This window comes from Caballeronia glathei (genome assembly GCF_000698595.1).
Taxonomy (GTDB): domain Bacteria; phylum Pseudomonadota; class Gammaproteobacteria; order Burkholderiales; family Burkholderiaceae; genus Caballeronia; species Caballeronia glathei.
This window is the reverse complement of sequence record NZ_JFHC01000014.1, coordinates 91,220-115,520: the sequence shown is the minus strand read 5'-3', so window position 1 is coordinate 115,520 and position 24,301 is coordinate 91,220. Positions and strand designations below refer to the sequence as shown.

The following is a 24,301-nucleotide window of genomic DNA, read 5'->3' as shown; positions in this document are numbered from 1 at the left end:
ATTGACCATGTTGAGGATCGGCTGCACCGTCATGCCGTGGCCGACGGCTTCACGCAGGTCGACGATGAAGATCGACATGCCTTCGGACTTCTTCTTCACGTCCGCGAGCGGCGTCGTGCGCGCGAGCAGGATCATCAGGTCGGAGTGCTGCACGCGCGAGATCCACACCTTCTGGCCGTTCACCACATAGCGGTCGCCACGGCGCTCGGCGGTGGTCTTGATCCTGGTGGTGTCGGTGCCGGTGGTCGGCTCGGTCACGCCCATCGACTGCAGACGCAGTTCGCCCGAAGCGATTTTGGGCAGATAGCGCTGCTTCTGCTCGTCCGAGCCGTGGCGCAAGAGCGTGCCCATGTTGTACATCTGGCCGTGGCACGCGCCGGAGTTGCCGCCGGAACGGTTGATTTCCTCCATGATCACCGACGCCTCGGTGAGCCCGAGCCCCGAGCCGCCGTAGTCCTGCGGGATCAGCGCCGCGAGCCAGCCCGCCTTCGTGAGCGCATCGACGAACGCCTCGGGATAGCCGCGCGCTTCGTCGATCTTGCGAAAGTACTCGCCGGAAAACTGCTGGCACAGGTCGCGTACGGCTTCGCGGATGTCCTGGAACGATTCGGATTGAGTGGTCTGCATGGTGCCTGGGCGTGAGTGTCGGGGTGGTGTCAGGCGAGCGTCGCGCTCGCGCTCATCGTGAGGTAGCCGTCGTGGTCCTTCGCCCACAGCTCGACCGTGTGGCCGTCGTCCGACGGCTTCGCGCACAGCGTGAACGGATTGCCCGCGAACGTCGGGCGCACCGCGCGAAAGGCGAACGTCCTGAGCGTGGCCGCGGGCAGTTCGCGGCGCAGCAGGTCGACGAGCAGCGTCGCGATCAGCGGCCCGTGCACGACGAGCCCCGGATAGCCCTCTTCCTGCGTCACGTACGGATAGTCGTAGTGAATGCGGTGACCGTTGAACGTCAGCGCGGAATAGCGGAACAGCATCACCGGATCGGCGGTGACGGTGCGCTGAAAAGCCTCGCCCTGCGGCGCGCGGGCGGGCTCTTTTTCCGGCGCGCCCGGAACCGGCGCATCGCGATAGACGATGTCCTGCTCCTCCTCGATCCTGAGATCGCCCGCGACGCCCATTTCATGCCGCACCGTGACGAACACGAGGCGCCCGGTGCGCCCGGTCTTGTCCTCGATGCTCGCGATCGTCGAGGTGCGCGTGGCCCGCTCGCCGGCGGCGAGCGGCGCATGAAACGTCAGGCGCCCGCCCGCCCACATGCGGCGCGGCAGCGGCACGGGCGGCAGGAAGCCGCCGCGCTTCGGATGGCCGTCCTGGCCGACCTCCGCGAGCGGCGCCACCGGCAGGAAATAGAGCCAGTGCCAGAGCGGCGGCACGGCGCCGCCGGTCGTCTCGCGATCGAGGGTGGCGGACATGGCCGCGAGGGGGTAGGCGGTGATGTCGTCTTCGGCGACGGCTGTCTTGTCGAGCCAGTCGGCAAGCCTGGGGGTGGGTTCGGACACTTCGCTGTCTCCGGAATCTGGTTTGTGCTTCGGGTTCCACTATGAACCGGCTCGCGCGATCCGCGAAGTTCGCATTCTTGAACCGGGGGTTTCGATTTGCTTAACGCCGCGCCGCCTTGGCCAGCCTGCTTCACGCCGATCGTTCGCGTTACGAGAATGGTGATTTGAATCCGGCTGGTATTAAACAAACCCCGCCGGGCACCTAGACTTCGAGCCAGAGGTTGGGAAACATTCCCGCCCACAACACTGCGTACCAGGAGGTTCTCCATGAAACTTTATTACCATCCGCTGTCCGGCCATTCGCATCGCGCCCGTCTTTTCCTCTCGCTCATCGACGCACCGTACGAAGCCATCGAAGTCGATCTGGCGGCAGGCGCCCACAAGTCGCCCGAATACCTGCGCATGAACCGCTTCGGTCAGGTTCCGGTGCTGGTCGACGGCGACGCCGTGATCTCGGACTCCAACGCGATTCTGGTCTATCTTGCCAAGAAGCACGGCAAGGACGAATGGCTGCCGCAGACGCCCGCCGCAGCGGCCGCCGTGCAGCGATGGCTATCGGTCGCCGCAGGCGAGATCGCGTACGGTCCGGCTGCCGCGCGCCTCGTCACCGTGTTCAACGCGAAGCTCGACGCCGACGACGCCATCCGCCGCGCGCACGCCGTGCTGAAGGTGATCGACGACGAGCTGGCGGGCCGCGAATGGATCGCCGAGGGCTCGCCGACGATCGCCGACGTCGCGCTGTACGGCTACATCGCCCGCGCGCCGGAAGGCAACGTCGATATCGCCGCGTACCGGAACGTGAACGCGTGGCTGCACCGCGTCGAGGCGCTGTCGGGCTTCGTCGAGTTCAGGAAGACGCCCGTCGGCCTCACGGCCAACAGCTGACGCACCCGGCCGGGCGCACCGCGCCCGCCCCGTCCCTACTTTCGAGGCGCAACATCATGTCCACCCTCTCCACGACCGTCGACCGTTCTCCGTGGCACGCCGGCGAGATCGAACTGCAGCGCCGCGCGGGCGTGGCCGAGCGGATGGACGGCCTCGGACGCCGCTTCGTGCGCCACTTCCTGCTCGACCAGCATCGCGAGTTCTATGCGCAGTTGCCGTTCATCGTGGCGGGCGCCGTGGACACGGCCGGGGACGCGTGGGCGACGGTGCTTGCGGGCGGGGCCGGCTTCCTGGACGCGCCGACGCCTGCGGTGCTGAACGTCACCGCCACCCGCGATGCGAACGATCCCGCCGACTCCGGCCTCGAAGACGGCAACGCCATCGGGCTGCTCGGCATCGAGCTGCACACGCGGCGGCGCAACCGGGTCAACGGCGTGATCCGCCGCGGCGGCTCGGGCACGTTCGGCGTCGAGGTGGTCCAGAGTTACGGCAACTGCCCGCAGTACATCCAGTTGCGCGAGTTCGAGTTCGTGCGCGATCCGGCGACGCCCTCCGCGTCCACGCCGGTGCATATGGAGCGCCTGTCGCCGCGCGCCGCATCGATGATCTCCGGCGCGGACACGTTTTTCGTCGCGTCCTACACCGATCGCGAAGACGGCGAGCGGCAAGTGGATGTGTCGCATCGCGGCGGCAAGGCGGGTTTCGTGCGGATCGGCGCCGACGGCGTGCTCACCATCCCGGACTTCGCAGGCAACCTCTTTTTCAACACGCTCGGCAATTTCGTGGTGAACCCGAAGGCGGGCCTCATGTTCGCCGACTTCGAAACGGGCGACCTGCTCCAGCTTTCCGGCGACGCCGAGGTCATTCTCGATTCGCCGGAAATCGCCGCATTCCAGGGCGCGGAACGGCTGTGGCGCTTCACGCCGCGGCGCATCGTCTACCGCGAGGCGGCGCTCGCGCTGCGCTGGCGCTTCCAGGAAGGCGGCTGGTCGCCCAACTCGCTGATGACCGGCAGCTGGAAGGAAGCCGCCGAGCGCATCGGCGCGGCGTCACTCGCGCGCGCATGGCGGCCGTTCCGGATCGCGAAGATCGTCGATGAAAGCGCCGTGATCCGCTCGTTCCATCTCGAACCGCTCGACGGCGCGGGGCTCGCACCGCACGCCGCCGGGCAGCACCTGCCGATCCGCGTCACGCCGCCGGGCTGCGACGGCCATCCGGTGATCCGCACGTACACGCTGTCAGCGGCGCCATCGGACGGGTTCTACCGCATCAGCGTGAAGCGGCAGGGGCTCGCGTCCGGGCATCTGCACGACACGCTTCGCACGGGCGACATCATCGAGGCGCGCGCGCCCGCCGGAGATTTCACGATCGACGCGGCCGAGCGCCGGCCCGCCGTGCTGCTCGCAGCCGGCGTCGGCGTGACGCCGATGCTCGCGATGCTGCGGCACGTCGTGTACGAAGGCGGGCGCACGCGCCGCACGCGTCCCGTGTGGTTCTTCCACTCGGCGCGCTCGATTGCCGAACGGGCGTTCGCGGACGAAATCGCAAGCCTCGCGCAGGCAGCCGGCGGCGCCGTTCACGTGATCCGCGCGCTCAGCGATACCGAAGGGGCGCGCGCGAAAGTGGACTACGACGTGGCCGGGCGCATCGACATGGCCATGCTCACGGGCACGCTGCCGTTCAACGACTACGACTTCTACCTGTGCGGCCCCACCGCGTTCATGCAGTCGGTCTACGACGGCCTGCGCGGCCTGAACATCGCCGATGCGCGCATTCACGCCGAAGCGTTCGGACCGGCGGCCCTCGTGCGCAAGCCCGATCAGGGCGCGGGCGCGGCGCAGCCCGGGCGCGCACCCGCAACCGAACCGGTGCCGGTTGCGTTCGTCACGTCGGGGAAGGAGGCCCGCTGGACGCCGGGTGGCGGCACGCTGCTCGAACTGGCCGAAGCGCGCGGCCTGTCGCCCGACTTCAGCTGCCGGGGAGGCAGCTGCGGCACGTGCAGGACGCGCATCGTGGAAGGCGCGGTGGCCTATCCGACGGCGCCCGCGTTCAGCGTGCCCGACGACGAAGCGCTCATCTGCTGCGCCGTTCCTGGAGAGTCCGATGCGCCGGGCGGCAACCGGCTCTTGCTGGAACTCTGAGCCCCGATCGCTCTATTTGACTGAAACGGCCCGCCGGTGCATCGCATCGGCGGGCCGTTTCGCATTCGGGCCATCCCAAGGCGGCCGGCCGCGCATCCGTGCGGAACGATTTCCCTGTCGCGACGCCTTTGCCGACGCATTTTCATTTGTTCAGAGGCCACTTATGTCCCAGAATGCACGGCAATACGACTGCCCTCTTCCCGATTCGGAAACGACACACGATATGGACCGCTTCCAGGCAATGACGACCTTCGTCACGGTAGTCGAGACAGGCGGCTTCGCGTCGGCCGCGCGCAAGCTCGACGTGTCGCCGTCGGTGGTGAGCCGGGTCGTGACGGAGCTGGAAGAGCGGCTCGGCGTGAGGCTGCTCACCCGCACGACGCGCGTCGTGCGCCTCACCGACGCCGGGTCCGCGTACTTCGAGAATTGCCGCCGCATACTGGGCGAAGTCGACGAGGCGGAACTGTCGGCGACAGGCACGCACTCGTCGCCGCGCGGCACGCTCTCGGTCACGGCGCCCATGCTGTTCGGGAAGTACTACATCACCTCCATCGTGCTCGACTACCTGACGCGCTATCCGGATACCGATGTCCAGTGCACGTTTCTGGACCGCGTGGTCAACATGGTGGATGAAGGCATCGACGTGGCGGTGCGCATCGGCGAGCTGCCGAGTTCGTCGCTGCAGGCGATCGGCGTGGGGAAGGTCCGCCGCGTGCTCTGCGCCTCGCCGGAGTATCTGGAGCGGTACGGCGAGCCGCAGCGTCCCGAGGACCTCGCGAACCACGTGTCGATCCTGTCGAGCGGCATTTCGCCGTCGCCCGAATGGCGTCTCTACGAAGGCGACCGGCCGCTCGTCGTGCGCCTGCAGCCGCGCCTCACCACCACCACCAACGACTCCGCGATCATCGCCGCCGCCGCGGGCTTCGGCATCACGCGTCTTTTGTCCTATCAGGTGGCGCACCACCTGCGCGACGGCACGCTCAGGATCGTGCTCCCGGACTTCGAGCCGCCAGCGCTCCCGATCCACGTGGTGCACCGCGAAGGCAGGCACGTGATACAGAAGGTTCGCGCGTTCCTCGACCTCGCCATCGAGACCCTGCGCGCCGACACTTCATTGAACTGAACGAGCGGCCGCGCTGATCGAACCGCGACGCGGCCCCGTTGCGGCCGGTTTCCTCTTGCCGCCTGCCGCGCGGGGCGTCGCGTGCAAAAAACACGCAAAACATGCACCATAGGCGTCTTGGAAAAACTCCCTGCGCTGCGGCGTTCCTGATCCCTCAACCGGCGACCCAATACGCACCATGACGACTCAAAATCCTTCCGGCACGCCCGACCTGCCCGTCGACATGATCATCTTCGGCGGAGGCGGAGACCTGTCCGCGCGCAAGCTGCTGCCCGCGCTGTACATGGCGCACCTGCACTGCAACCTGCCCCCCGAGACGCGCATCATCGCCATCGGCCGGCGGGACTGGACGCGCGAGCAATACCTCGCGTTCATGGAGGAGCACTCGCGTCCGTTCGTCGACAGCAAGGCGCTCGATGCGCAATCGTGGGACAAGTTCCTCGCCCTCTTCGACTACGTGCGCATCGACATCGACGCGCCGGCCGACTACCAGCGCCTCGCCGAAACGTCGCGGCCGAACGGGCTGCGCGTGTTCTATCTCGCGACCGCGCCGGACCTCTTCACCACGATCTGCGACAACCTCGCGGTGGCGGGCCTCGTGGACGCGCATGCGCGCGTCGTCCTGGAAAAGCCGCTCGGGCACGACCTGGCTTCGGCGCAGGCAATCAACGCGTCGGTCGGACGGCATTTCAAGGAAGCGCAGATTTATCGCATCGACCACTATCTCGGCAAGGAAACGGTGCAGAACCTGATGGTGCTGCGCTTCGGCAACGCGATCTTCGGCCCGCTGTGGCAGGCGCCGTACATCAAGAGCGTGCAGATCACGGTGGCCGAAACGGTGGGCGTCGGCAGCCGCGCGGGCTTCTACGACCAGACGGGCGCGCTGCGCGACATGGTGCAGAACCACTTGCTGCAGCTCTTGTGCATCGTCGCGATGGAGCCGCCCGTGTCGCTCGACCCGGACGCCGTGCGCGACGAAAAGCTGAAGGTGCTGCGCTCGCTGCGGCCGATGTCGGTTGCCGACATCGCGCGCGACACCGTGCGCGGCCAGTACGCGGCGGGCGCGATCGGCGGCGAGCCGGTCAAGGGCTATCTGGAAGAAGCGAACGTGCCCGCCGAGAGCCGCGCGGAAACGTTCGTCGCGCTGCGCGCGCACATCAACAACTGGCGCTGGGCGAACGTGCCGTTCTTCCTGCGCACGGGCAAGCGGCTGCAGAAGCGCCAGTCGGAGATCGTGATCGACTTCGCGGACCTGCCGTTCTCGATCATCCCGAGCGGTCCGCGCAACTACGGCAACCGTCTGATCATCCAGTTGCAGCCGGAAGAGTCGATCCAGCTCCAGATGCTCGCGAAGGAGCCGGGCAGCGGCATGCACATGCTGCCGGTGAACCTGAACCTCGACTTGCAGCAGGCGTTCACGGAGCGCCGCGCGGAAGCCTACGAGCGGCTGCTCATCGACGTGATCCGCGGACGCCTCACCCATTTCATGCGGCGCGACGAACTGGAGGCGGCCTGGGCGTGGGTCGAGCCGATCCTCGCGGGCTGGAAGGAACTCAACGACCGCCCGCGCAACTACACGGCGGGAACGTTCGGGCCGGCGGCATCGTCGGCGCTGATGGCGCGCGAGAGCATGGCGTGGGCCGAGGAAGCCTGAGGCAAGCCTGACCGCGACGCGCGCCGCCCGGGCTTGCCCGGGCGGCGCGCGTCGCGACCGGTCGTTCGCTTCAGCCGTTTCATCCCGCGGCGGCGCCCTGCCGCGCGAGCGGCAGGCGGCTGGTGGCGAGCATCACCGCGGAAAGCACGACGACGCCCGTCAGGATGCCCGAGAGCCGCATCAGCGCCGGGACCGGATCGGCGGACCAGTGGTGATCCTGCACGAACACCATGATGAACGCGATCGTGAACTGCCGGCCGACGTAGCTCGCGCCTTCCTGGCCCGTCTGCACGTGGCATCCGAACCACACGCCGAGCGAAAGCACGAGCATGCACGCTGGCGCGCTCTCGCCGAGCACCGGCAGCAGCGCGACGCTGATCACCCCCGCGAGCAGGCACCCCGCAAAGCGGTGCACCATGCGCTCGACCACCGGCCGCGGCGTGCTGCCGCCCAGCGACGACACGGGCAGGATCAGCACGGCGACAGCCGTGACCATCGCCTGCGCGAAGCCCGGCAGCTTCAGTACGTAAGTAAGCGCTGCCAGTATCGAAACCGATAGCGCGCATTGCCACGCGAGCAGCTTGCGCGCCGCGTGCTGCGCTTGCTGCGACGGCGCGTGCGCCGCCACCGCGGGCGTATCGTCGGGCGTGGCGGGCATGGCGCCCGGCGCCGCCGCTGCGACCGGCCCGGCAGGTCCGGCGCCCGCGCGACGCTTCGCGCGCAGCTGCGCCCCGAGATGGAACGCGCCCGACACAGCCAGGCACGCAAGCGTCCCGACCACGACTTCGGCCACTCGCAGCGTCGCGAATGAGGCAGTCGCGGCGGCCGTCGCCAGCTTGTGCGCCTCGTAGGTCACCATCAGCGCGGTGACCCCGCCGAGAATCCACGCGTACCCGGCATCCGAGCCGATCGCCCGGTACACCGACACCCCGCCGATCACGCCAAGAAGCGGCACGAAGATCCACGGCAGATCGCCGATCGCGGGTCCGGCAATCGTGCCGAGCAACGCGCCGAGCACCGTGCCGAGGATGCGGTGCGCGGCGCGCTTCGCGGACGCCGCGAAGCTCGTCTGCATCACCGCGAAGCCGCTGATCGCCGCCCACCATGTGTTCGACAGGTTGAGCGCGTAAGCGAGCGCAACCGCCAGCGCAACCGAGAGCACCGCCTGCGCGGCAAAGGCCGCGCGTTCCGTCGACGGCTTCCATGCCGCCAGTTCGCGTCCGACCGCGGCGAGCGCCGCGCCGCCGATCTGCGCGAGCGTGGAGAGCGCCGCAACCGGCCCCTGCATCCACGCGCGGGAAGCGGACGCGCCTGCCGGGGCCGGGTGTGGCGGGTGCGCGTCGCGTTCAGGGTCGTCCATGGACATGGTTCGCTCGGCTCGGCGGCGGCGTCTGTCGGCTTGCGGGCTGTCGGCTTCGGTCAGGCGGTCGTCGTGACAGGCCCGCGCGTTTTCGTGTTCAGGAATCGTATAACAACCGCGCGAGGGGCGAACTCACCGGTTCACAGGACGGTGGCGAACGCGAACGTCGCGATCAGGTTGCGCAGCGCATGAATGGTCGCGACGACCCAGAACGGCGATCCGTTCTTTTCCTGCTCGATCACGAAGACAATCCCGAGCACGACGCCGCCGATCGTGGCGATCAGCACGTAAGGCACGCTGTATGTGTGCGAGAGGCCGAACAGGACCGCCGATGCCGCGATCGCCCGCGACGCGCGCCACTTGAGCTTCTCGCGCAGCAGCCTGATGCAGGCCCACTGGAAGACGAGCGTCTCGGCGACCGGAATGACGACGCACGCGGCAACGAGCCAGACGACGAAGATCGGCCCGTTCAGATGAAGCCGCGGCCCGCCGACGTCGAGCTCGGGAAAGAAGATGCCCACGGGAACCGCGACGACGAGCCCGAGCAGATAGCTCGCCGCAAGCGCGAGCGGAATCAGCGCGGGCACGGGCAGCTTCATCAGGAACGCCAAGGCCGGTCCGACCGAGAGTGGTGCGCGAACGATCTGGTTCATGGTCGGGACCTTTGTTTTGCAAACCCGCATGGTTTCAGAAGCCGAGCCTGCCGTGAAACAGCACCAGCGACGCGATCACCACATAGCGCCCGGTCTTCGCGATCGCGACGATGACAAGGAACGATCGCAGCGGCTCACGCATCACGCCGGCGACCATCGTCAGCGGGTCGCCGATCACGGGCGTCCAGCTGAGCAGCAGCGTCCAGCGCCCGTAGCGGTGATACCAGCGCCCCGCCCGCTCGAGCGCCGCCGGCTTGACCGGAAACCAGCGCCGGTCGCGCAGCCGCTCGATCGAGCGCCCGAGCTGCCAGTTGATCGTGGAGCCCGCGATGTTGCCCACGCTCGCTACCGCGACCAGCAGCCACGCGGGCTGATTGCCGGCGATCAGCAGACCGACGAGCAACGCCTCGGACTGGAGCGGCAGAATGGTCGCGGCGACCAGCGCGACGACAAAGAGCCCGCCGTAAATCGATAGATCGACCATCGTGAAGAGTCTTGCGTGCGTGCCTGAGCGGGGCGCCGCGGCGGCCCGCACCGGATGGCGTTAGCGCATTGGTGAATTTGGTGAGCGTGCACGATACACGTATTTCGGCCTTGCGCGGCGCGCGATCCGCCATCCGACACGCAGCGCCTCGCCACGTCAGGCTCACGCGCACCGCCATGCTGCCTCACAGCGTCGTACGGATCAGAGTACCGTACTCACCCGTGCGCCGCGCGACACGCGTTCGCTCTTGCGCGCGCCGTGGAATAGTTGATGAACTAGGCGTAGTATCGGAACCCACGAAGGAAGTCCGGGGTGCGCATGCCGTTTGCCGGCCGTGCCTCGCGCGAAGACCATGGCTCCCGAAACCCGTCACGTCCGCCGCCTGCAACTCCTGCTGCACGACACGTGCCGCACGAGCGAGGCGCGCGAAGCCGCCAAGCACGCTGCGCAGGAGCTGGGCCTGCAGTTGAGCGGCGAAGGCGCCGCGAGCCTGTCGGCGCGCGTTCCGGACGCCGAGTTCAGGAAGCTTTTCTGCGGCGCAGCGGCCGACGCCCTCACGGTGCCGGACCCGCTCAAGCCCTATGTCTCATCGATCTGCGAAGCACCGGAGCATCTCTCATTCGAATAACCGGGAGGCGAAGCGATGAAGGCTTACGATCCAGACGACCTGTCCACCCGACCCACCCGCCGCCAGCCACCGGGCGACGAACTCCGTGTCGCCGTCACGTTCAACCGGCCCGGCCAGCTGGGCGGCCCCACCAAGTTCGGCGCGCGGATGTCGACCGATACGGTCTCGAGCTTCATCCCCGATCCCGCGCAGGCGGACCTCGCCATCGCCGAGCTTGCGCGATGCGGCTTCACGCTGACGGGCCGCGGGTCGCTCTCCGCCTCGATGCGCTGCACCCGCGCGCAGTTCGAGGCGGTGTTCCAGACGAAGCTCGCGCGCATGACGGCGCCGGGCGGGTCGGCCGCGCAGTTCTCGTCGGTGCTCTATCCGCCGGACGGGGCGCCGTGGAATCCGGACCCGTCGCTGCAGGCGCTGCTCGACGACGTCTACATTCAATGGCCCCACATCTACATGGCGAAGGCCGCGAAATCGGCGAAATCCACGAAGCCTTCCGCCAAGACGCCGGCCAAGGCGCCAGCCAAACGCACGCCGAAAGGGGCGCAGGGCGCGCTCCCGTCGGCCACGCCGCCCGCCATCCCGTATTTCCATCTCGATGCGCCCGCGGACATCGCCCGCCATCTCAACGCGACGCCCGTGCATCTTCAGGGCATCACGGGCAAGGGTGTGCGCGTCGTGATGATCGACAGCGGCTTCGGCCACAGCCATCCGTATTTCAGGGCGAACGGCTACACGTCGTCGATCGTTCTCGCACCGGGCGCCGCTGATCGCAGCACCGACGGCAACGGCCACGGCACCGGCGAATCCGCGAACATCTTCGCCATCGCGCCGGGCGCGACGTTCATCGGCGTGAAGCTCGACAACGAAGCCGATCCGACCTCGGGCGCGTCCGTGCTCGAAGGGCTTCAGGAAGCGCTCAAGCACGATCCGCACGTGATCTCCGTGAGCCTCGGCTACGATCTGCGCGGGCCCAACAACACGCCGCTCGCGACGCTGCCGAACAGCCTCGTCGCGCTCGAGGCCGAAATCCAGGCGGCAGTGAAGCGCGGCATCGTGATCGTGTTTTCCGCGGGCAACGGCCACTACTCGTTCCCGGGACAGATGCCCGACGTCGTCTCCGCGGGGGGCGTCTTCGTCGATCAGGCCAGTTCCATGCGCGCATCCGACTATGCGAGCGCCTTCAGGAGCCGGATCTACTCGGGGCGAAACGTGCCCGACGTGTGCGGCCTGGTGGGGCTCCTGCCGCATGCGAACTATCTGGCGCTGCCGATTCCGTCCGCCTGCGAGATCGATCGGGAGAACTCCGCCTTCGACGGCACGCTGCCCGCCGACGGCTGGGGCGTGTTCAGCGGAACGTCGGCCGCGGCGCCGCAACTCGCGGGCCTGTGCGCGCTTCTGCTGCAGGCAAGCCCGAAGCTCTCGCCAGGCGACGTCAAGGCGATCCTGCGCCGTACCGCACGCGACGTCAGAACGGGCCACGCGAATCCGGCCAGCGACCCGAGAGGCGTGGGCCTCGCGGCCGGCGCCGGCGAGGACGGCGCGACCGGTGCCGGGCTCGTCGATGCGCTCGCGGCCGTGAAGCAGCTCCTCTGAGCAGCGCCACGCGTCGCGCCGTCATGTTCAATGGGCTGCGTGATCTTCGTCCATGCGGGCCGGGAGCGCGACAAGGCGGCTCCCTGCACATGGAATGCTCGTGGCCTGCGCCCAACTCAAGGAGACAAAGATGACGATCGAGTTCAGCGGCCGGCGCCACGTCGTCGCCGCCGCACGTGTCGCATTCGAGGCCAGTGTCGATGGCCGCGAAGTCTGGTGCAGCGTTTCGATGGATGCACTCAATGACCACTTCGGCAACGAAGGCACGTCCTCTCATGCGCTGCTGAGCGCGTTCGAAGGCGGCCGCTTGCGGATCGAAGAGGCCGCGCGGCGCACGCTTTCGAAGAACGGAGGGCAGTCGGTCGAACTGGAAACGAACGACTTCAAGTAACGCCACGCGGGCGACAAGCGCGCACGCCACGATGCATCGAGCGGAATGCCTTTCGCATCAGCAGGTTGGCGCGCTTTCGATAACGTTATCCACACCCCTTTCAACAAAAACGGTGGATAACTGTGGGCTGGGGTCAACGCGTATCGGACGGTGGTGCGGTCCCAACCCGTCATGCATCGCGCGAGCATTGCGGACGCCCTCCGGCACGCCTGCTTCCTGCCCGACACCGTGCATCGTGCGTTGCCTTCACGTCGTCCGCACCGCGCTCCTCGACGGCGACGCGCCCTTTCACTGCCCATTTTTCCTCAACCAGGAAGAGTACCTTTCAGGCGCGCCCGTTAATCCGCGCATCGCCGGGTCCTATAGTTCCGTCACTGCCTCGCAGTGCTCGTTCATAGGAGAAAACAAATGAAGTTGCTCAAGTTCGCCCTCTTCGCATGTTGGCTGTCCGCGGTATCGATGGCGCATGCGCAAACCCCCGCACCCGCCGCCGACAATGCGAACTCACAGCAGCAACTAGCGCAGGCCGATACCGCGCCTGCCGCGCAACGCTCGGTGGCCGCGCCGAAGAAAGCCGCCGATTGCGTCGGACCCGCCAGCTTCTGCTCCGTCTTTTTCGGCGGAAGTTGAGCCGGGCGGAACGCGCATCACATGGCGCACGGCGTGCCTCGTTCCCGCCGTGCCGTGCGCCGTGCCCGGCACGACCCGGCCGGGACGACACCGGACGGCCACGGGCGCCATGCAGCCCGTCCGCGCCCGGCGAGAAACATTCAATCTGATCCGCAAAGACCGCATTCGATGCGCCGACGCCGCCCCAGTCACCAGAGCGGGCGGCATCGTTCCCCCTGAACGATCGGGGCGCCGCGTCCCGCTTAAGGGAAATCCCTAGCCGGCGCCCCGACAATTCCTTTTGACGTTCTTTCGATTCGAAACTAGACTCTTTCGAAACAAAAGAGTCTTTTTCGAGAGCGCAAACGTGCTGGCAAACAAGAGTTCCCTGAAGCGGCGGCTGCAGATCGTCGAGCTCGTGCGCAAGCGCGGGGAAGTGTCGGTCGATGAACTCAGCCAGACGTTCGATGTGTCGAGCGTCACGATCCGCACGGACCTCACCTATCTGGAGCAGCAGCGATACCTCGTCAGGTCGTCCGGAAAGGCGCGCTATCTGGCGCAGCGCCCCGGTGAGGACGTGCTCGTGCCCGTTGTCGACGGCGCGGCGCGCAAGGCCTCGGAAACGGCAATCGCGCGCGCCGCGGCGGAAGCGGTCGAAGACCACGCGTCGCTCATGCTGGGCTGCGGAGAGATCGTCCACAAGGTTCTGCCGTTTCTCTCCGAGCGGTCGAATCTCGCGTTGCTGCTCAACGACATCGCGATGGCGCAGACGGCCCAGCGATTCGTCCAGTGCGAGCTGGCGCTGACGGGCGGCCAGCTCGAAACGGGCGCCACCGCGCTCACCGGGCCGGAGGCAGAGGCGTCCGTCGGAAGCCGGTCACTCGATCTGTGCATCCTGCAAGCCTCGGGCATCGACCGCGACGGCACCCTGCTCGCTTCCGATCCCGCCAGCGCACGGGTCTTTCAGGCGGCGAGCCGGTCGGCGGCGCGCACGATCGTGGTCGCCTGCCAGCCCCGGCTGACCGAGCGCGAAGGCGATGCGTTCGGCCACGTCGCGGACATCGACGCGCTCCTCATCGACGAGGGAATCGACCCGCCGACGATGGAACTGATGACTCGCCACGGGCTGCGACTCCACCGCAAGGAGAGCGGCGTGCTGGAGTTTTGCAACACCCGGCCGGTCCGGGGCACAGCGAGCCCATGACCTCCGCCGATCCCGCCGGTCCGAACCTTCCTCAACCTGTTGCGTCGCCGCCTTTCGCATCGACGCCCGAACGAGCTCACGCCATGGCCACCACTGAAACGCGAGACGCCGCACAAGCCGGCTGCATTCTGACGATGGGCGAGATTCTCGTCGAAATCATGGCGACCGAGCGCGGCCAGTCGTTTCGCCGCGCGGGCACGCTGATCGGCCCCTACGCGAGCGGCGCGCCCGCGATCTTCATCGACCAGGTGGCGCGTGCCGGCAGCCGCGGCGCGCTGATCGGCTGCGTGGGCGACGACGACTTCGGCGCGCTCAACGTCGAACGCCTGCGCGCGGACGGCGTCGACGTGTCCGGCATCTCGGTGGTCAGGAACGCCACCACGGGCAGCGCCTTCGTCACCTATCGCGAGGACGGCGAACGCGACTTCATCTACAACATCGCCAACAGCGCGTCGGGGCACCTGTCGGTGAGCAACGTCAGGGACGACCTGCTCGCGGACTGCACGCACTTCCACGTGATGGGCTCGTCGCTCTTCTCGTTTCGCATCATCGAGGCGATGAAGAAGGTGATCGAGACGGTCAAGGCGCAGGGCGGCACCGTCAGTTTCGATCCGAACATCCGCAAGGAGATGCTGCGCATCCCCGAAATGCGCGAAGCGCTCGACTTCATCCTCGACTACACCGACGTGTTCCTGCCGAGCGGCCACGAAGTGATGCTGCTCGCGAGCGCCACCACCGAGGAAGGCGCGATCGAGGAACTGCTGAGGCGAGGCGTGCGCGAAGTCGTCGTCAAGCGCGGCAAGGACGGATGCAGCCATCACGACGGCAGCCACGAGATCCGGATGCCCGCGCTGCGCGTCGAGGAAGTCGATCCGACGGGCGCCGGCGACTGCTTCGGCGCGACCTACATCGCGTGCCGTTCGCAAGGGTTCGGCATCGAAGACGCGTTGCGCTACGCCTGCGCGAGCGGCGCGCGCGCCGTCACGTTCCGCGGACCGATGGAAGGCACCGCCACGCTCGCCCAACTCGACGCGTTCATTGCGCAAACTCCGGAGCAGGGTCATGCATGACGTCGTTGCGCGCCTGTCCGGCGATGCGCGCCGCGCGCAAAATCTCGCGGGCATCTATTCGATCTGCTCCGCGCACCCCTGGGTGCTCGCCGCCGCCATGAAGCAGGCGCTCGCCGACGACACGCCGCTCGTCATCGAATCCACGTCGAATCAGGTCGACCAGTTCGGCGGCTACACGGGGATGAAGCCCGCCGACTTCGTGCGCTTCGTCCATACGATTGCCGGGCGCGCCGGACTTTCACGCGACAGGCTGATCCTCGGCGGCGACCACCTCGGTCCCAACGCGTGGCGCGGCCTGCCCGCGCGCGACGCGATGCAGCGCGCGGAAGCGCTCATCGACGCCTACGTTGCGGCCGGATTCGTCAAGATCCATCTCGACACCAGCATGCGCTGCGCCGACGATCCGCAACGGCTCTCCGACAGCGTGGTGGCCGAGCGTGCCTCGCGCCTGTGCGCGGTCGCGGAAGCCGCCGCCGATCGCGAGGCGAAGGCCGTGAGGCCGGTGTATGTCATCGGAACCGAGGTGCCGGTGCCGGGTGGCGCCGCTGAAGCGCTCGCGAGCGTCGAGGTGACGCGCCCGGAGGCCGCGCTCGCGACGGTCGCCGTTCACCAGGAGGCGTGGCGCGCGCGCGGTCTCGATCGCGCGTGGGAGCGCGTGATTGCGCTCGTCGTGCAGCCGGGCGTCGAGTTCGACCATACGCGCGTGATCGACTATGTGCCCGAACACGCCGTGGGGCTCTCGGAGGTGCTCGGGCAGATGCCGGGCGTGGTCTTCGAAGCCCACTCCACCGATTACCAGAAGCCCGAGGCGCTGGCGGCGCTCGTGCGCGACGGATTCGCGATCCTGAAGGTGGGACCGGGCGTGACCTTCGCGCTGCGTGAGGCGCTCTACGCGATGGCGGACATCGAAGCGGAGATCGTCGGGCAAGGCGAGCGCTCGAACCTGCGAAAGGTCGTCGAAAGCGTGATGCTCGGCAAGCCGGCCAACTGGGAGAAGTACTATCACGGCGACGAGCGGGAACAGCGCCTGCTGCGCGCCTACAGCTACAGCGACCGCGTCCGGTACTACTGGGCCGACCCGCAAGTCGATGCCGCCGCGCAGAAACTGATCGCCAATCTGGGCGCAGCGCCCATTCCGGAAAACCTGCTGAGCCGCTATCTCCCGGGACAGTATTGGGAGGCGCGGCGCGGCGCGATCGACGGCTCGCCGATGAGCCTCGTTCAGAGCAAGGTGCGGGAAGTGATCGGCATGTACGCCGCGGCCTGCAGACGCGACTGATTCCGGCCGGCGTGCGCTCGCCTGCCGCGCTGTCGCTCGCACGATGGCCGACCAGCCGCACGATGCGCGACGCGCGTCATCCGGGCCCGGCCGCCTGCACGATCAGGAGCACCCCTGCCCCGGCGACAACCGCGCCGATCGCCCGCGCGACGCGCTCACCGGCCGGCGCGAGGCGTTCGAGGGTAATGGCGGCCGTAACGGCAGCCATCGCGCGCAGGTCCATGACCCCGATGACGAAGAGAACCGCGGTCAGGCCGGCGCAGCAATGACAGCAGTGCAGGCCGAGACGCAGGCCGTGCCGCCAGGCCGTGGCGGCATCCGCACACAACGCCCGGCCGTGCACCGGTGCCGCCCGGCAGCAGGCCAGATGACGCGCCTTCCACGCGGTGAACTGGAGCGCCCCGGCGATCAGCACGACCACACCGGCCGCGGCCGGAACCGCGCGCGCGAGCGCCGGCAACTGCATCTCCAGCGCCGCCAGCGCGACGCCGACTGGAAAGGCCGCCATTCCGAACGCGGCCCACACGCAGAAGTATCCCGCGCTGACCAGCGCGGTCAGCGGGCCGAGCCGCCTCTCGCCGGTCCCGCCGCTCCCGCCGACCGCCTGCCGGTACCGCCACAGCATCGGCAAGAGGGACGGCAGCATCATCGCAATCATCATCACGACCCACATGCCGAGGAACGACGCCGCGACACCGGGCCACGTCTTGCCGCACATCCGCATCCACGCCATCGACATCGTCCAGCCGCCGGGCATCGGCATCCCGCCCATCGCCGACATCGACGCGCTCCAGCCGATCGTCGCTGCCGCGCTGACGGCGAAGACGAGCGCCGCGACGCCGATGAACGCCCGCTCCGACTCCATGCGCGGTGACATCTGCCATCTCCCGGTTGCGCGAGCACTGTCCACGATGCGCCTCAGCGTTCGTCGTACTCGTCGTGGCGGCGCCACCAGACGCCCGTCTCGTTGCGCCCCTTCGGCGCGCGGTCGAGCCACGGGTACATGCCCCAGAGGCCGTCGAGTCCGCGCGAAAAGGTGGAATACGTGTGGTAGACCTCGCCGTCTTCGAGCACGAACGCACTCATGCCCGGCCTGTCGCGATGGAACGTGGCCACGTCGGTTCCGCTCATGGCCGCGAACTTCGCCCCGGCGCTCTGGCCGCCGCCCTCCTGACCCGGGCGCCGCTCGAACGCAGGCTCGCGCCGGTAGTTGTATTCGACGTCTCCCTCGCGCTGCTGCGCCTCCGTGAACGAGACGTTGAAGTCCGCGTTGAAGTCGTTGCCAAGCGACGACGCCCAGGGAAACGTCCATCCCATCCGCTGCCTGTACGCCTGCAGCTTCGCGAGCGGCGCCCGCGATACCGCCGACAGCGTGACGTCATGGTTCGCGAGATGCACGACGAAACCGTCGAAGCCGTCGGCGATCGCCGAACAGGACGGGCATCCCGCCTTGTAGTCGGGACCGAACATGAAGTGGTAGACGAGCAGCTGCGAGCGCCCCCTGAAGAGGCCTGCAAGCGATGCGCTCCCTGCCTCGGTCTCGAATGAGTAAGTCTTGTCGACGCGGACCCACGGCAGCGCCTGACGGCGCCGCGCCAGTTCGTCGCTGCGGTGCGTCAGATTCTTCTCCGCGTCCAGCAGTTCGAGCCGCGCTGCCAGCCACTCGTCGCGTGTGCCGGTCGTGTGTTTCGTCTGCATGCTTGCCTCCGTTGAATATCGTTCGTCGTGCGCCCGGTTGCCGATGCGACGTCCGGGTTGGCGGTCGTGATAGATTAGTCCCGGGTATCGAACGGTGGGAGTGACAAGTTTGGCGGGATTCACTTGGACTCGCTGATCACGGCCGCGGCGCATGCGCTCGCGGCGGGAGACCCCCTCGGGGCATTGAACCGGATCGCGCTGCGCGACGACGCGCCTGCGCTCGCGCTTCGCGGTATCGCGATGGCGCAGCTCGGCGATCTCGTTCGCGCGAAGGCGCTCCTGCGAAGCGCGGCGCGCGCCTTCGGCGCGAAAGAGGCCGTGGCTCGCGCGAGGTGTGTCGTCGCCGAGGCCGAAATCGCGTTCGTTTCGCGCGACCTGGGCTGGCCGGCGAAGGCGCTCCACGCCGCCAGAGCGACGCTCGAACAGCACGGCGACCGGGTCAACGCCGCGCATGCCCGGTATCTCGAAGTGCGGCGGCTCCTGCTGATCGGGCGCCTCGACGAAGCCGAGCGCACGCTCGCGGAACCCGACCCGACGCCCTTCCCGCCCGCATTGACGGCCGCCCGCGAACTGGTCGTCGCGGGGATCGCGATGCGGCGCCTGCGAACCGGTGCGGCCCGCGCCGCGCTCGCCCGCGCCGAACGCGCCGCGCATCACGCTGGCATTCCCGCGCTGAGCGCGGAGGTCGAAGCCGCATCCCTCGTCCTGAACACGCCCGCCGCGCGCCTGATTGAGCGCGGCAAGGAGCGGCTCCTCCTGCTCGATGAAGTCGAAGCGTTGATGGCGTCGAAGGTGCTCGTCGTGGACGCGTGCCGGCATGTCGTTCGCGATGCGCAAACCGTAGTCCCGCTCGCAAGACGTCCGGTGCTGTTCGCGCTTGCACGGGCACTTGGCGAAGCGTGGCCGTCGGACGTGCCGAGGGACACGCTCGTCGCGCGGGCGTTCCGGGCGAAGTCCGCCGACGAATCGCATCGCGCGCGCTTGCGGGTGGAAATCGGGCGGCTTCGCGCTGCGCTCGGGACGCTCGCCGGCGTGAGCGCGACGAAGCACGGCTTCGCACTCGTGCCGCGCGCACGCGAGGTCGTCGTGCTGGCGCGGCCCGTCGACGAGGCGCATGCGGCGGTGCTCGCCGTGCTCTCCGATGGCGAGTCGTGGTCGAGTTCGGCCCTGGCGATCGCGCTCGGCGCCAGCCAGCGCACCGTGCAGCGGTCGCTCGACGCGCTGGCGTCGGCGGGCAAGGTGCAGCCGTTCGGGCGCGGGCGGGCTCGCCGCTGGATGACCCCGCCCGTGCCGGGATTCACGACGACCTTGTTACTCCCTGCCCCGCTCCTTATTGACTAGGATGAAGGCAACGATCTTCCACCACCGAGCGACAGGACGACGACATGAATCGATCAGCGGCCAAAATCATCAGGGAGTACGGACCCTTTCCGGGCGTCGAAGGCGTGCATGGCGTGACGTATGACGGCCGGCAGGTCTGGTTTGCGTCCGGCGACAAGCTGAACGCCCTCGATCCGGCAAGCGGCAAGACAACGCGCTCGATCGATGTCGCGGCGCATGCGGGGACGGCCTTCGACGGCCGGCACCTGTTCCAGATCGCCGAGGATCGCATCCAGAAGATCGATCCGGAGACGGGCCGCGTGCTTGCCACGATCCCGGCACCCGGGGACGGCGGTGACTCGGGGCTCGCGTGGGCCGAAGGAACGCTCTGGGTGGGGCAGTATCGCGAGCGGAAGATTCATCAGGTCGATCCCGAGACAGGGGCGATTCTTCGCACCCTCGAGTCCAACCGCTTCGTCACTGGCGTCACGTGGGTCGATGGAGAACTCTGGCACGGCACCTGGGAAAGCGAGACGAGCGATTTGAGGCGCATCGATCCCGCAACGGGCAAGGTCCTGGAGAGCCTGGAGATGCCGCCCGGCACGGCCGTGTCGGGGCTCGAGTCCGATGGCGGTGACCGGTTCTTCTGCGGCGGCGGAAACAGCGGGAAGCTGAGAGCCGTTCAGCGGCCGAGGCGAGACACCGCGGGCGGCGAAGGCTCCGGGGCGTCTGTCGATTCTGCGAGCGAGTAGCAGGAGCGGCGTCAAGCGCGATGTCTGGGTGGCAGATATTCGCAGATACGTGAACACCGACTGACGATGGGTTTGCCTGGGGAAGATTCGGGAGTCAATGACGCTGGAGGGCAACAACGCGGCTTGCGAATCATTCGGCGGCAATCGCGGTCGTCCGCGAAACTTTCGGGCGCCGGGTTGTTGCCAGCCGCCGGGTACTCCATTGCACGAACATCGCGACGATGGCCGCCTCCGCGAAAGCCGGAAGCGGACGCTGGTGCGGCAGTGAGAAAGAAAGAACAAGACAGAAGGCGGCGAACGAGAACCGCCCGAGCACCATGCCCCGAAGCAGCGAGACGACGAAGGCAGGTCCATGCGCGCGGTGCGAGGACACCGACAGCACGATGCCGAGCAGCGGAAACACTGCGATCAAGCCGCTCCACGCGGGACCCACCCATCCCGATACCGACGTGACCAGTACCGTGAGCACCGCGCCGGCAATCATCCTGCCGAGCAGGTCGGCCCGCGTGAGCGGAGCACCCGGCGCCACCGCCGAACCGCGCGGCATGAACGACTGGCCGAAGCACACCGCAGCGAGGGCAGCGGCGGCGGCCCAGATCGGGGAAGCGGGCAGCATCGACAAGCCGCACGCGGATATCAGCCACGCGATGAGCCCGACAACAACTGCAACCGGCCATGCGCGTGAGCGACAGGTCCACGCGTATGCGAAATTGAATGCTTCTGACGCGAGGATCGCGGAGAGGGAAAGTGTGGCAGCACGCGCGCCGAAGATCGGGCCATGCACAAGCACGAGAAGGAAGAGAATCGGACCGGCCACCACGGGCAATCCGGCCAACCAGCCAGCGACCGACGGCCCCCACCATTTACCCGACATCGATACGACAAGCACGAACAGCGGAACAAGCGTGAGTTTGAGCGCGAGCATGCCGGAATCGAGCAGATTTAAAGTGGAATCATACTCGTCGCACCGGGTGACTGCGCCCATTCAGCGAGACCGGATCATTGAGGGCCGGTCGAAGGGTTCCGTCGTTCCCTGCACGGCCGGCTCGAACGCTTCGATGCCCGTATCGCCATGACCATCGAGCATTGCCCGCGCCGTGTTCTTCTCGAGCGCACCCTTCCATCGCGCCACCACGACGGTCGCAACGCCGTTGCCGATCAGGTTGGTGACTGCGCGGGCTTCGTTCAGGAAACGGTCGACGCCGAGCAACAGCACCGATCCTTCCACGAGGATCTCGTGCGTTCAAGCGAGCGTTGCTGCCCGTGCCACGAATGCGGCGCCGGGCACAGGCTGCGAATCGTCCCGCCGGACCATGTGCTGCCATCGGCGGACCTGTTCGCATAAGCCCAACCAGTCCGCACGCGCGAGGGCTTTCATCGATTTTCCGGCCGAGCGATTCAAAAGCGCCGTGGCACCGGTGACTCGTTCCTTGCGGTCGCCGGCCCTCGACGCGAACGACCGGCCCGCCGCGGGTTCGGAATGTGGCGGATCTGTCGATGGATCATCGCCGGTGACATGACCCTCAAGCATGCAGGATGCGCTACGAAACGGAACCTAGAAGCGCAGCCTGAGTTGCAGCCCGAACGTGAGCGGCAGGTCGCTCGACGGGATCGGCGGGATCAGAATGATGTTCGCGCCGAACCGCCCGTACTCCGCCATGACGAGCGGCGCGAGCACGGGGCCGACCGTGTGATCGTGCCCGAACCCGAGACGGTCGAACTCGTAGCCGGAGATCAGCCCGCCCATCGCCGCGAGCCGGATGAAGCCCCAATGAAGGAACTCCGGCGCCCAGACGCCGCCGCCGTAGATCGACGGCTTCGAGAGCGAGTTGCGAAAATACCCGGCCGTCAGCGCCCACTCCGGTGCGATCCAGCACTCCACGCCGATGCCCGGATTGAATTCCTTGAAGTCCTTGTCGGGGTTGACGTGGTGCGAGCCGATCATCGCATCCACCCAGATGCCGTCCTTGCACCAGTTCGCGGCGCGAGCGTTCGACGTCACCGTCAGCGCGGCCAAAACCGCAAGCGAAATCCAGCACGCGCGCAAGGCGCGCGATCGGGCCAACCTGAAGCGCATGTGATTTCCGTCGTCGGCTGAGCGCGACAACGCCTTTTCGAGATAGATTTCGAGCGGAACTCTACCTGAACGCACGTGTATCGTGTGGGCATTGGTCTCGGCGCAACGCACCCTCGCGCCTTAACGAAATCGTCACTTTCAGAGAAATGCGATGACTGGTCGAAAAGCAGTCAATGGCTTGCGTATGTTCGCGGCGGGTACCGCTCTGTCGATGCTCGCGGCGTGCACCGCGGTGGAGGTGGTCACGCACCGGGTTTCGGAGAACGAGGCAAGTGTGCCGGCTGGACGCTACGACCTCGACCCGTTCCACTGGAGCGTGAGCTTCGACGTCGATCATTTTCACTATTCGCGCTACGTGATCCGCTTCGACAAGGTCAAGGCGCAACTCGACTGGAGCCCCGCCGGCATGGAGGCGAGCACGGTGACGGCCGACATCGATGCCGCGAGCGTCAACACGAAGGTGCCGCTGCTCGACCGCATGGTGAAGGGCCCGGACATGTTCGACGTCGAACGCTACCCGTCGATCCGGTTCGTGAGCACGCGTTTCGTTCGCACGGGCGAGAACAAGGGCACGCTGACGGGCGACCTGACGATTCGCGGCACGACGCGCCCGGTCACGCTGAACGTGACCTTCAATGGTCACGCGCCTAATCCGCTGACGAAGCAGGAAACCCTCGGCTTTGCCGCCGACGGGCATTTCAGCCGCGCGCAGTTCGGCTTGTCGACGTGGTATCCGGCTGTCGGCGACGACGTGCACGTCGCCATTCAGGCGGAATTCGCGAAGCCAGTGCCGGGCAGCGGGTCGTAGCCCGCCGCTGCAGGTTTTCAGGCCGCGGCCCAGTCGAGCACGACCTTGCCGCTGTTGCCCGAGAGCACGGTCTCGAATGCGCGTTCGTAGTCGTCGACGGGGAACGTGTGCGTGAGCATCGGCGAAAGATCGAGCCCGCTTTGCAGCATCGCGACCATCTTGTACCAGGTTTCGAACATTTCGCGTCCGTAGATGCCTTTGATTTCCAGTCCCTTGAAAATCACCTGATTCCAGTCGATCGCGGTTTGCGCGGGCGGAATGCCGAGCAACGCGACCTTCCCGCCGTGATTCATCGACTCGAGCATGGCCGTGAACGCGCTCGGCACGCCGGACATTTCCATGCCGACGTCGAAACCCTCGGTCATGCCGAGTTCGTTCATCACGTCGTGCAGGTTTTCGCGGGCGACGTTCACCGCGCGCGTCGCGCCCATCTTGCGGGCAAGTTCCAGCCGGTAGTCGTTGACATCGGTAATCACGACGTTGCGCGCGCCGACGTGCCGCGCAATCGCCACGGCCATCACGCCGATCGGCCCGGCGCCCGTAATCAGCACATCCTCGCCGACGAGGTTGAACGAGAGCGCCGTGTGCGTGGCGTTGCCGAACGGGTCGAAGATGGCGGCGAGATCGTCGGAAATGTCCGGCGGAATCTTGAACGCGTTGAACGCGGGAATCACCAGATATTCTGCGAACGCGCCCTCGCGATTCACGCCGACGCCAACGGTGTTGCGGCACAAGTGACGGCGCCCCGCGCGGCAATTGCGGCAGAAGCCGCACGTGATGTGCCCTTCGCCCGACACGCGGTCGCCGATCGCGAAACCGCGCACCTCCTGTCCCATTTCCACGATTTCGCCGACGTATTCATGGCCCACGTGCATCGGCACGGGAATCGTCTTTTGCGCCCAGTCGTCCCACTTCCAGATGTGGATGTCGGTGCCGCAGATAGCGGTTTTCCGGATGCGGATGAGCACGTCGTTGTGGCCGACTTCCGGCCGCTTGACGCGCGTCATGGTGAGTCCCGGGGCGCGTTCGAGTTTTGCTAGTGCTTTCATTGCTGGTGATCCTCTGGGCGCGTTCGA

General features: G+C 67.4%; 24 protein-coding genes and 1 pseudogene. 14 read left to right on the top strand and 11 right to left on the bottom strand.

Annotated features, from left to right (window positions below; genetic code table 11):
- Together BG61_RS12035 and BG61_RS12030 are read right to left on the bottom strand one after the other, a co-directional pair.
- A partial coding sequence (locus BG61_RS12035; RefSeq protein WP_035941667.1) for an acyl-CoA dehydrogenase family protein occupies window positions 1–627 on the bottom strand: 627 nt, incomplete at its 3' end.
- A 29-nt stretch (window positions 628–656) separates the two neighbouring features.
- Window positions 657–1,499, bottom strand: coding sequence for an HTD2 family dehydratase (locus BG61_RS12030; RefSeq protein ID WP_035929368.1), 843 nt, complete (start codon window positions 1,497–1,499; stop codon window positions 657–659).
- A gap of 267 nt (window positions 1,500–1,766) precedes the next feature.
- On the opposite strand from BG61_RS12030, the gene BG61_RS12025 reads away from it, so the two are divergent.
- The 4 genes from BG61_RS12025 to zwf all read left to right on the top strand — a co-directional run bounded on the left by BG61_RS12025 (window position 1,767) and on the right by zwf (window position 7,302).
- Window positions 1,767–2,384, top strand: a complete 618-nt coding sequence (locus BG61_RS12025; RefSeq protein WP_035929365.1) for a glutathione S-transferase family protein — start codon at window positions 1,767–1,769, stop codon at window positions 2,382–2,384.
- Window positions 2,385–2,440: 56 nt separating this feature from the next.
- A complete protein-coding gene (locus tag BG61_RS12020; RefSeq protein ID WP_035929362.1) occupies window positions 2,441–4,525 on the top strand; it encodes a 2Fe-2S iron-sulfur cluster-binding protein in 2,085 nt (694 codons plus the stop codon).
- Window positions 4,526–4,748: 223 nt separating this feature from the next.
- The gene (locus tag BG61_RS12015) at window positions 4,749–5,648 is read left to right on the top strand and encodes a LysR substrate-binding domain-containing protein (protein ID WP_035929358.1); all 900 of its coding nucleotides are present in this window, start codon (window positions 4,749–4,751) and stop codon (window positions 5,646–5,648) included.
- A gap of 178 nt (window positions 5,649–5,826) precedes the next feature.
- Complete coding sequence (zwf, locus tag BG61_RS12010; protein ID WP_035929354.1) at window positions 5,827–7,302, top strand: glucose-6-phosphate dehydrogenase; 1,476 nt, start codon at window positions 5,827–5,829, stop codon at window positions 7,300–7,302.
- A gap of 79 nt (window positions 7,303–7,381) precedes the next feature.
- Here zwf and BG61_RS12005 read toward each other — a convergent pair whose 3' ends face one another.
- The 3 genes from BG61_RS12005 to BG61_RS11995 form a co-directional block, all read right to left on the bottom strand.
- Window positions 7,382–8,668, bottom strand: a complete 1,287-nt coding sequence (locus tag BG61_RS12005) for an FUSC family protein (protein WP_306434162.1) — start codon at window positions 8,666–8,668, stop codon at window positions 7,382–7,384.
- A 134-nt stretch (window positions 8,669–8,802) separates the two neighbouring features.
- Entirely contained in the window at window positions 8,803–9,315 is a 513-nt protein-coding gene (locus BG61_RS12000; RefSeq protein ID WP_051672441.1) for a CPBP family glutamic-type intramembrane protease, read from the bottom strand.
- Window positions 9,316–9,349: 34 nt separating this feature from the next.
- The gene (locus BG61_RS11995; protein ID WP_035929348.1) at window positions 9,350–9,799 is read right to left on the bottom strand and encodes a YqaA family protein; all 450 of its coding nucleotides are present in this window, start codon (window positions 9,797–9,799) and stop codon (window positions 9,350–9,352) included.
- A gap of 352 nt (window positions 9,800–10,151) precedes the next feature.
- On the opposite strand from BG61_RS11995, the gene BG61_RS11990 reads away from it, so the two are divergent.
- The 7 genes from BG61_RS11990 to BG61_RS11960 all read left to right on the top strand — a co-directional run bounded on the left by BG61_RS11990 (window position 10,152) and on the right by BG61_RS11960 (window position 16,570).
- The gene (locus BG61_RS11990; protein WP_035929345.1) at window positions 10,152–10,427 is read left to right on the top strand and encodes a hypothetical protein; all 276 of its coding nucleotides are present in this window, start codon (window positions 10,152–10,154) and stop codon (window positions 10,425–10,427) included.
- Window positions 10,428–10,442: 15 nt separating this feature from the next.
- Window positions 10,443–12,017 carry a S8 family serine peptidase gene (locus tag BG61_RS11985; protein ID WP_035929341.1) on the top strand — a complete coding sequence of 525 codons (1,575 nt, stop codon included), beginning with the start codon at window positions 10,443–10,445 and terminating at the stop codon, window positions 12,015–12,017.
- Between the two features lie 130 nt (window positions 12,018–12,147).
- Complete coding sequence (locus BG61_RS11980) at window positions 12,148–12,408, top strand: DUF1488 family protein (RefSeq protein WP_035929392.1); 261 nt, start codon at window positions 12,148–12,150, stop codon at window positions 12,406–12,408.
- Between the two features lie 408 nt (window positions 12,409–12,816).
- Window positions 12,817–13,038, top strand: coding sequence for a hypothetical protein (locus BG61_RS11975; protein ID WP_035929338.1), 222 nt, complete (start codon window positions 12,817–12,819; stop codon window positions 13,036–13,038).
- A 346-nt stretch (window positions 13,039–13,384) separates the two neighbouring features.
- Entirely contained in the window at window positions 13,385–14,221 is an 837-nt protein-coding gene (locus tag BG61_RS11970; protein WP_051672440.1) for a DeoR/GlpR family DNA-binding transcription regulator, read from the top strand.
- 83 nt (window positions 14,222–14,304) lie between these two features.
- A complete protein-coding gene (locus BG61_RS11965; RefSeq protein WP_051672439.1) occupies window positions 14,305–15,291 on the top strand; it encodes a tagatose kinase in 987 nt (328 codons plus the stop codon).
- The gene (locus BG61_RS11960; RefSeq protein ID WP_035929335.1) at window positions 15,284–16,570 is read left to right on the top strand and encodes a D-tagatose-bisphosphate aldolase, class II, non-catalytic subunit; all 1,287 of its coding nucleotides are present in this window, start codon (window positions 15,284–15,286) and stop codon (window positions 16,568–16,570) included. Before BG61_RS11965 ends, BG61_RS11960 begins: the two co-directional genes overlap by 8 nt.
- Before the next feature lie 76 nt (window positions 16,571–16,646).
- Here the strand turns inward: BG61_RS11960 and BG61_RS11955 are convergent, their stop codons facing one another.
- Both BG61_RS11955 and BG61_RS11950 read right to left on the bottom strand, forming a co-directional pair.
- Window positions 16,647–17,447: a DUF2182 domain-containing protein gene (locus BG61_RS11955; protein WP_051672438.1), complete on the bottom strand. Its 801-nt coding sequence runs from the start codon at window positions 17,445–17,447 to the stop codon at window positions 16,647–16,649.
- 41 nt (window positions 17,448–17,488) lie between these two features.
- A complete protein-coding gene (locus BG61_RS11950) occupies window positions 17,489–18,268 on the bottom strand; it encodes a DUF899 domain-containing protein (protein ID WP_035929329.1) in 780 nt (259 codons plus the stop codon).
- 123 nt (window positions 18,269–18,391) lie between these two features.
- On the opposite strand from BG61_RS11950, the gene BG61_RS11945 reads away from it, so the two are divergent.
- Together BG61_RS11945 and BG61_RS11940 are read left to right on the top strand one after the other, a co-directional pair.
- Window positions 18,392–19,609: a hypothetical protein gene (locus BG61_RS11945; RefSeq protein ID WP_035929326.1), complete on the top strand. Its 1,218-nt coding sequence runs from the start codon at window positions 18,392–18,394 to the stop codon at window positions 19,607–19,609.
- Between the two features lie 44 nt (window positions 19,610–19,653).
- Window positions 19,654–20,340 (top strand): Vgb family protein, encoded by a 687-nt coding sequence (locus BG61_RS11940; RefSeq protein WP_035929324.1) that lies wholly within the window; start codon window positions 19,654–19,656, stop codon window positions 20,338–20,340.
- A 130-nt stretch (window positions 20,341–20,470) separates the two neighbouring features.
- Here BG61_RS11940 and BG61_RS11935 read toward each other — a convergent pair whose 3' ends face one another.
- The 3 genes and pseudogenes from BG61_RS11935 to BG61_RS11925 form a co-directional block, all read right to left on the bottom strand.
- Window positions 20,471–21,265 (bottom strand): hypothetical protein, encoded by a 795-nt coding sequence (locus BG61_RS11935; RefSeq protein WP_035929383.1) that lies wholly within the window; start codon window positions 21,263–21,265, stop codon window positions 20,471–20,473.
- A gap of 60 nt (window positions 21,266–21,325) precedes the next feature.
- Window positions 21,326–21,637 (bottom strand): annotated as a pseudogene (locus BG61_RS11930) (cation:dicarboxylate symporter family transporter); the annotation flags it as partial.
- A 258-nt stretch (window positions 21,638–21,895) separates the two neighbouring features.
- The gene (locus BG61_RS11925) at window positions 21,896–22,417 is read right to left on the bottom strand and encodes a hypothetical protein (protein ID WP_035929321.1); all 522 of its coding nucleotides are present in this window, start codon (window positions 22,415–22,417) and stop codon (window positions 21,896–21,898) included.
- A 184-nt stretch (window positions 22,418–22,601) separates the two neighbouring features.
- Here BG61_RS11925 and BG61_RS11920 point away from each other — a divergent pair, with 184 nt between their 5' ends.
- On the top strand, window positions 22,602–23,225 hold the full coding sequence (locus BG61_RS11920) for a YceI family protein (protein WP_370818058.1): 624 nt from the start codon (window positions 22,602–22,604) through the stop codon (window positions 23,223–23,225).
- A 17-nt stretch (window positions 23,226–23,242) separates the two neighbouring features.
- On the opposite strand, the gene tdh is transcribed toward BG61_RS11920, so the two are convergent.
- A complete protein-coding gene (tdh, locus tag BG61_RS11915; protein WP_035929316.1) occupies window positions 23,243–24,274 on the bottom strand; it encodes an L-threonine 3-dehydrogenase in 1,032 nt (343 codons plus the stop codon).
- Between the last annotated feature and the right edge of the window lie 27 nt (window positions 24,275–24,301).